At 63.2% G+C, this 7,209-nt stretch carries 7 protein-coding genes and 1 pseudogene; 1 reads left to right on the top strand and 7 read right to left on the bottom strand.

Annotation, left to right across the window (positions count from 1 at the left end; all coding sequences use genetic code 11):
- Positions 1 to 829, bottom strand: an 829-nt coding sequence (locus ACLQ62_RS10715) for a hemolysin family protein (RefSeq protein ID WP_411721622.1), incomplete at its 3' end; no start/stop codon positions are given.
- 279 nt (positions 830 to 1,108) lie between these two features.
- Here ACLQ62_RS10715 and ACLQ62_RS10710 point away from each other — a divergent pair.
- Positions 1,109 to 2,428, top strand: coding sequence for a DUF2254 domain-containing protein (locus ACLQ62_RS10710; protein WP_411721621.1), 1,320 nt, complete (start codon positions 1,109 to 1,111; stop codon positions 2,426 to 2,428).
- 70 nt (positions 2,429 to 2,498) lie between these two features.
- Here ACLQ62_RS10710 and ACLQ62_RS10705 read toward each other — a convergent pair whose 3' ends face one another.
- The 6 genes and pseudogenes from ACLQ62_RS10705 to ACLQ62_RS10680 all read right to left on the bottom strand — a co-directional run.
- A complete protein-coding gene (locus ACLQ62_RS10705) occupies positions 2,499 to 3,545 on the bottom strand; it encodes an App1 family protein (protein WP_411721620.1) in 1,047 nt (348 codons plus the stop codon).
- Positions 3,546 to 3,803: 258 nt separating this feature from the next.
- A complete protein-coding gene (locus tag ACLQ62_RS10700; protein WP_411721623.1) occupies positions 3,804 to 3,959 on the bottom strand; it encodes a hypothetical protein in 156 nt (51 codons plus the stop codon).
- A 258-nt stretch (positions 3,960 to 4,217) separates the two neighbouring features.
- Positions 4,218 to 4,473: pseudogene (locus ACLQ62_RS10695) on the bottom strand (IS3 family transposase); the annotation flags it as partial.
- Positions 4,474 to 4,487: 14 nt separating this feature from the next.
- Complete coding sequence (locus ACLQ62_RS10690) at positions 4,488 to 5,768, bottom strand: sugar ABC transporter permease (RefSeq protein ID WP_411721619.1); 1,281 nt, start codon at positions 5,766 to 5,768, stop codon at positions 4,488 to 4,490.
- Positions 5,765 to 6,517: an ATP-binding cassette domain-containing protein gene (locus ACLQ62_RS10685; RefSeq protein ID WP_411721618.1), complete on the bottom strand. Its 753-nt coding sequence runs from the start codon at positions 6,515 to 6,517 to the stop codon at positions 5,765 to 5,767. The genes ACLQ62_RS10690 and ACLQ62_RS10685 overlap by 4 nt, the downstream gene beginning before the upstream one ends.
- Before the next feature lie 133 nt (positions 6,518 to 6,650).
- A partial coding sequence (locus ACLQ62_RS10680) for a substrate-binding domain-containing protein (protein ID WP_411721617.1) occupies positions 6,651 to 7,209 on the bottom strand: 559 nt, incomplete at its 5' end.

The following is a 7,209-nucleotide window of genomic DNA, read 5'->3' as shown; positions in this document are numbered from 1 at the left end:
TGTCGAGGGCGATGGCGAATGCCTGCTTGACGTGGAGCACGCCGAGGACGTCATCAGGGTCTCGCCCGATCACCGGGAACCGAGAGTACCCGGTCGCGGTCGCGACGTCGATGATCTGCTCCGCCGTGGCATCCGCCTGTATTGATTGCACCCGAACGCGCGGGGTCATGACATCGGCGGTGGAGTGGTTCGAGAACCGTAGGGTGCGGTGCAGCAGGTCGGCATGGTCTTGGTCCAACGATCCTTCGAGTGCGGAGCGACGAACGAGGGAGCTGAGTTCTTCTGCACTGCGGGCGCCGGAAAGTTCTTCCTTGGGCTCGATCCCGAAGGAGCGGATGATCGCATTCGCGGTGTTATTGAACAGCAGGATGACCGGTTTGAAGACGGTGGTGAAGAGGGTCTGGAATGGGACGACGAACTTTGCCGTCGCTAACGGCAACGCCAAAGCAAAGTTCTTCGGGACCAACTCACCGATAACCATCGAGAACAATGTCGCGATGAGAATACCGATCACCGCCCCCACGCCGGAGACGAAGTCCTCGGGAACGCCCGCGCTGAGCATGGGCCCGCGCAGCAGCGAACTGATCGCCGGCTCGAAGGTGTAGCCCGTGAGCAGAGTCGTCAGGGTGATACCGAGTTGTGCGCCGGAAAGGTGTGTCGACGTGATCCGGAGCGCTTTGATCGTCGGCCCTAGGCGTTTCTCACCCCGCGCCTGGCGCGCTTCCAGATCATGACGGTCCAGATTCACCAGAGCGAACTCAGAAGCGACGAACATGCCAGTCCCGGCGGTGAGAATCAATCCCACGCCGAGCATCAGCCACTCATACATCCGCTAGCCCCTTCCGATCGGGAACCAGAACGCTGGTTTGCGTCGGCAGGGGCGAAAGTTTATGTGAGGGAGGGTCATCCATGGTGTTGCAATCCTACAGACCGCTTCACGGAGAACGACCGCAAAGAATCAGTCCTTTCTAACCACATCAGTCAGGGGAGCGACGGCGCCCCTCAGCACCGAGCGTTACGGGCATGAATGGCAGTACGCTAGGTCTTCCATTTCACGAGAGAAGGAACCTATGGGTGAAGCTGCTTCAGTGCCGCCGGGTCACTGTCAGTGAAAGGACGCGTCCTGATTTGGGTGGAGGCGATACGAACCCAGTTGTGGCCACTTCCAACGGTGGCGGTCGTCCTGGCCGTAGTCCTGGGAACGGCGTTGCCCTCGTTCGAGGCTGCGGCTCAGGACCAGAACCCTGGGCGGTTAGACGTTCTTGCCTTCAGCGGGGGACCGGACGCGGCCCGCGCTGTCTTACAGTCGATATCGGGTTCTCTTATCACTGTCACCTCCTTGACGTTTTCCCTCACCGTCGTGACCCTGCAGCTGGCCAGTAGCCAATTCTCACCGCGGGTGCTGCGGACTTTTGCTTCGGACCGCTTCGTCCACTGGACGCTGGCCCTGTTCCTGGCAGCATTTGCCTTCGCGTTGACCGTCCTACTGAACGTGCGAGACGAAAGCAGTTCGCATGCTTCTTTTGTCCCTGAAGTTTCTGTCACTGCCGCATTCGGGCTGGCGATAGCAAGCGTGATTGGCCTGGTTCTGTTCCTTGCGCACCTCACGCGGGAGATTCGTGTCGAGACCGTGATGCGAAGGGTCAACGCTGAGACGCAGGAGACCATCGACAGGGTTTTCCCGGTCGAACGCCCTGACCAGGGACACGAGCCTGCCAATGTTTCACCAGCGGTCCTCATCAAGTCCACCGACTCGGGATTTCTGACGTCGGTGGATCACGACTCGCTTCTGGAGGCGGCTCTCGAGGCCGGGGCAGTGATACGGATAGACCGTCAGCCGGGCGGCTCCCTAATCGAGGGTGTCCCCTTTGCGACGGCGTGGTCCGTGACCCCTGGAGCAACTTTCGCACCCGCAATCCGGGAAAAGCTCAGTGAAGAGGTCAATGCCGCCGTCACAGCCGGGTTTGAGCGTACGAAGGTTCAGGACGTCGGATTTGGCTTTCGTCAGCTGGTGGACGTGGCGGCTCGAGCTCTTTCCCCGGGGGTGAATGACCCGACGACGGCGGTACACGTCATCGGGCATCTGTCGGTTCTCCTATGCAGGCTTGCCGGTAGGAACCCTGGCACTCGGAACCTCACCGATGACAACCGGCGGGTACGGGTCGTGCTGGCACTGCCTACACTCCCGGATCTTCTGGAGTTGGCCATGAATCAGCCCAGACAATATGGAACGGCCGACCCCCTCGTCGCCGAGCGACTCCTCGAGCTCCTGCAGGAGCTCACCTGGTGCGACCTGAACGGCCGCTACCGGACGCAAATTCTGGACCACGTGGGACGGATGAGAGCTGCCATCAGCGCCGAGGATCACCCGCCAGAGATACGTCAGCGCCTTATGGACCTCGCGAGCACCATAAGCGCAACAACTTAAGTCGGCTGCCCGGCCTGGTTGTAGGAGTGTCGCATAGGTGGGAGGGTCGGCCGTGCAGCGCTCCACAGCGTCAGTCGCAGGTCGGCGGGTTCTCTCGGAGCGCATTGCGTACGAGCGGTAGTAGTTCATCGCCGTTGGAGCCGCGGAGAATCGGCACACCGTTGATAGAACCCGCGTTATCGTCTTTCCCGGCCGACGTGCGTCGGCGGATCTGGCGCAATGCGATGGCGGCCACACGGTCAGGGTGGTGTTTGGCCATGTCGCCGTAAAGGTCAGGATCATGTTCGCCGTCGTCTCCGACGAGTACCCAGGTGACGTGGGGCAGTTCTTCCCGCAGGCGGGCGAGGGAGGAGGATTTGTGCTTCTGCCCATCACGGAACCAGCGGGTAGGGGTGATACCCCAGTCGGTCATCAGCACGGCCCCGCTCGGGAAACGGTTTTTCTCGAGGAACCGTGACACCGGGCCCACGAGGTTCCACGGACCATTGCTCAGGTACACCACTCCGGGGTTTTGCTGGCCCTCGATCGCGGCGCGAAGCAGCCGTGCCATTCCGGGAACTGACTGTCTCGACGCGCTGGTGCCCCGCAGGGTTCTCCATGCCGCTCGAGCGGGGCGGGAGATGCCGGTGACCCAGGCGGTGTCGTCGATATCGCAGATGACGCCACGCACTGATTCGCCGTTGACGACGTGAACGTTCGCGGGCACCGGCTTGCGGCCGTTGACGTGCAACTGAGCCTTGACCGTCCCGGTCGAGAGAGGGCTGTCCAGCGACAATCGTGCGTCGATGATGCCCGCCTCGTCACTGGTGACGGTGAGGGTCACGCCGCTGAATTCGATCTGCACCTCGGTTCCCGGACACTCCAGGGTGAGCAGGCGCCGCCAACCGGGAATACCGCGGCGTGCAGCCGGATCGACCGAGGCGGGCGCGAGGACTACCCGCCCGAGCACCCGGGCGATGTTCGCGCTCGCATAACCGGAATAGGGGATCACCGCCGGAGTCCACCCCCGCCCGACCGCGCGGCGCGCCAGCCAGTCCCGGACGCCCGTCTCGGCCCGGTAGGCGACGGCGATGGCGGTGGCGCGTAACCGTCGTAGTGGAACGTCTTCAGAGATCATCGACACACACTAACTCGCTAGGTCCAATCTGGCGACCGCCCCGCCCTTGCAGGACGGCGCTGAGCCCGAACTGAAGTGGCGCCCAGCCCGTTATTGGACCTGGGGAAACTGTGGAGGCGGCGTTTCAGTTCCTGAAAACGGACGTAGTGGGTCTCGCCGACAGTTGCGGCACGATAGGCCGCCGAGGGCCTGATACGACTGGACGGCAGTCGTCTATGGAAGACGAGACCGTTGCCGCACACATCAGCGCCACAAATCCTAGGTCCGCGTTTTCCGCTTGAACCATGCCCACACCAAGGTGGCGATGAACAGGACAAAGCCGATCACTGCGAGCCAGAAAAGGCCTTCAATGACGAAGCCGAGAACCGCAAGGACCAGCCAGACGACCAGTAGCGTAACGATGATTGCTATCATCCGAGTCAGTGTAGCGCGCAGAGAAGAAATCCTTAAGATAGCCGTCGAGGCAATCTGCACTCGTGATCTCAGTCCGATCGCACCGACCACCACAAGCGCCTCCCTCTGCCGATAGCAAGCCGACGTATGGCGGCCAGATGCGGAACTCATCGCAAGGACGACGGCGTGTGCTGGTAGACAGTGCCGGAGCCAGTGGTGATTGTTTTGCTGTCGACCGAACCTGCAGCCGCCCGTTCGCATGGTTCGGGACTGCCCGAGTTCAGTCGCGACGTCGTCCCCGCACGCGCCGACCCGGCCCATCGACCCTGTGATGTCGTTGTTCTTCGGTACCAGGACGAAGGCGTTGGAGCGGAACTGGGACCCGCGGTCCGAGTGCAGGATCGTGCTATCGATGTCACGTTGGACGATCGCGTTGCGGCCGTGTCACGGTAAAGTCCCGCAAGACGAGATCGTCGTGCACCGGCTGGCCGGCCTTGCGGTTCAGGCCGCGTTTTCTCGAGAACACACTCCAGAGCCGCTGGTTTCAGCTCAGGTGCGCACGACGGCGCCGCCGCGCTTGCGGGAGACCGCATCGACGGTGGCTGCGAGGATCAGCACCCCACCGGTGACCGCGAAGTTCACGCCGGCCGGCAGGTTCAACAGGCCAAGTCCGTTCGTGATCACGGCGATCACCAGAGCACCGACGGCCGCGTGAAGCAGACGGCCCCGGCCGCCGAAGAGACTGACGCCTCCGACGACGGCCGCCGCGACGCCACTCAGAACGAGGTCGCGCCCCGCGGCAGCATCCACCGATCCCACTTTGCTGACCGAGAAGAGCCCCGCAACGACGGAGAGGGTGGAGCAGATGATGAAGGCGGTCCAACGCACCATGACCACCTTGATACCGGCGCGCCGTGCTGCCTCTGCGTTGCCGCCGATAGCGTAGATGTTCCGGCCGTATTTGGTGCGGTCAAGCACGAACGTACCGGCCCAAAGAATAGCTAGCACGATGGGCACGACGATGGGTACGCCCTGAACGGCGCGCACTGATTGGCCGCGGTCCTGGTTCAGGATGTACACCACGGCACCACCGAGCAGTGCGATGAATCCGAGTTTGATCCACACCAGCGTGATGGTGCGGTTCAGCACACCGGCGCGGGCCCGGCGAGCGCGATCCCAGAAGGATGTCGCGGCCGACACGGCGAGGATGATGGCCAGCATCGTCCAGCCTGCCCACGGCGGCATGTTGCTGTTCTGGATGGCGAGAATCTCGGGGATCTGCACGCGGTACAGCCCGCCGGCGCCGATGATGATGAGTTCGACACCCTGGAGCCCGAGGAAGAGGCCGAGGGTCACCACGAATGACGGAATCCCGACCCTCGCCACGAAGAAGCCGATGAACGTGCCGATCGCCAGCCCGGCACCGAAAGCGATCGCCAGCGCCAGAATCCAGTTGAGGCCCTGCACGTTCACCAGCACGATGAAGATGCACATCGAGACGCCGGCCGTGACGCCGGCCGACAGGTCGATTTCTCCCAGGAGGATGACGAAGACGAGCGCCATGCCGAGCATGACGAGCGTGGCCGCCTGCGTCATCAGGTTCGCGAAGTTGCGCTCGGTGAGGAACACGGGACTGAGGATGGAGAACAGGATGCTGAGGACGATGAAGCCTCCGATGGCGGGCAGCGCTCCCATCTCACCGCTGCGGACACGCTGCAGCCAGGCCCGAACCTGGTCGCCGACGCCGCCTTCCTGACCGCTGCCGATGTCCTCGGTCGGGATGACGGGCCCGGGTGCGGCCTCAGACGTGGGAATGGTGTTGGCCCTCATGGCGTCACTCCTACCGGGGTTTTCGTTCCGGTGATGTAGCCGACGACGTCATCGCTCGTGGTCTCTGCCGTGTCGAGTGAGGCGACCATCTGACCGAGATAGAGAACATTGATGTGGTCGGCCACAGCAAACAGGTCGACGAGGTTGTGGCTGATGATGATGACCGCGACTCCCTGCTCGGCCAGTCGCTTCACCAGGTTCAGCACCTGTTCGGTCTGGGCCACGCCGAGTGCAGCGGTCGGCTCGTCGAGGATGACCACGCGCGCCTTCTTCAGCACCGCGCGCGCGATGGCGACGGTCTGGCGCTGACCACCGGACAGGGACGACACCTTCTGCCGTACCGACTTCACGGTGCGCACGGAGAGTGAGCGCAAGGTGTCGGAGGCGTCGCGCTCCATCCGGCCTTCGTCAAACGTGCCGAGTTTCGTTTCCTCCCTGCCGAGGAACATGTTCTGCACGATGTCGAGGTTGTCGCACAGCGCGAGGTCCTGGTAGACGACCTCGATTCCGAGACGCGCCGCCTCCCGAGGTGTATGAAGGTTGACTTCATCGCCGTCGAAGCGCACCGTCCCGGCATCGTAGGGCTGCACGCCGGCGAGTCCCTTGATGAGGGTCGACTTGCCCGCGCCGTTGTCACCGACGAGAGCGGTGACCTTGCCTGCGTAGGCTTTCAGGCCGACGCCCTTGAGGACGCTGACAGGACCGAAGCTCTTGACAACCCCCGACAGTTCGATGAGTGGCACATCCATGTTCGGTTCCCCTTACGCCGGGCCGTCATCTGTGCTGTGCAGGTTCCGTCATCGGTGGAGCACAGCACAGCGGTGGAGTGGAGGAGCCCGGGCGGGTCGTCTCGGCACTGCCCGGGCTCCGGATCATGATCAGTCAGCTGCTGATGCCGTACTTCTCACTCGCAGCGGCAACCTCGCCCGCGCAGAGCTCCTCGGCGTCGGCGTCGCCTGCATCGACCACAGTCTTGACCTCTTCAGGACCAACGAGGATCGGCGTGACCGCGATGTACGGCGTTCCGTCCTCGAGTTCCTGATCGGCCTCCGGGGTCTCTCCTTCGAGAAGCGCCGTCGCGAGTTCTATTGCAGCGTCCGCTTCCTCTTTGATCGGCTTGTAGACCGTCGCGGTCTGCTTGCCGAGCAGGACGTTCTGCAGTCCGGCGATGGAGGCGTCCTGACCGGACACCGGCACGGTGAGACCGTTCTTGTCGAGGACCGTGATCACGCCGGCCGCGTTCGTGTCGTTAGCCGCCCAGACCGCGTCGACTTTGCCGCCGAGCGAAGTCAGGGCCTGTTCGAAGTTGGTCGCGGACTTGTCGCCGTCCCAGACCCCCGGGGGCTCGGCAGCCGGTTTGATGCCCGCGGCTTCCATGACTTCAACCGCGCCGTCGTGAAACATCTTGGCGTTGCCGTCGGCGGGGTCACCGCCGATGTAG

It is taken from the genome of Mycetocola sp., assembly GCF_046716805.1.
GTDB lineage: Bacteria > Actinomycetota > Actinomycetes > Actinomycetales > Microbacteriaceae > Mycetocola_A.
This window is presented reverse-complemented; position numbering and strand designations above follow the sequence as displayed.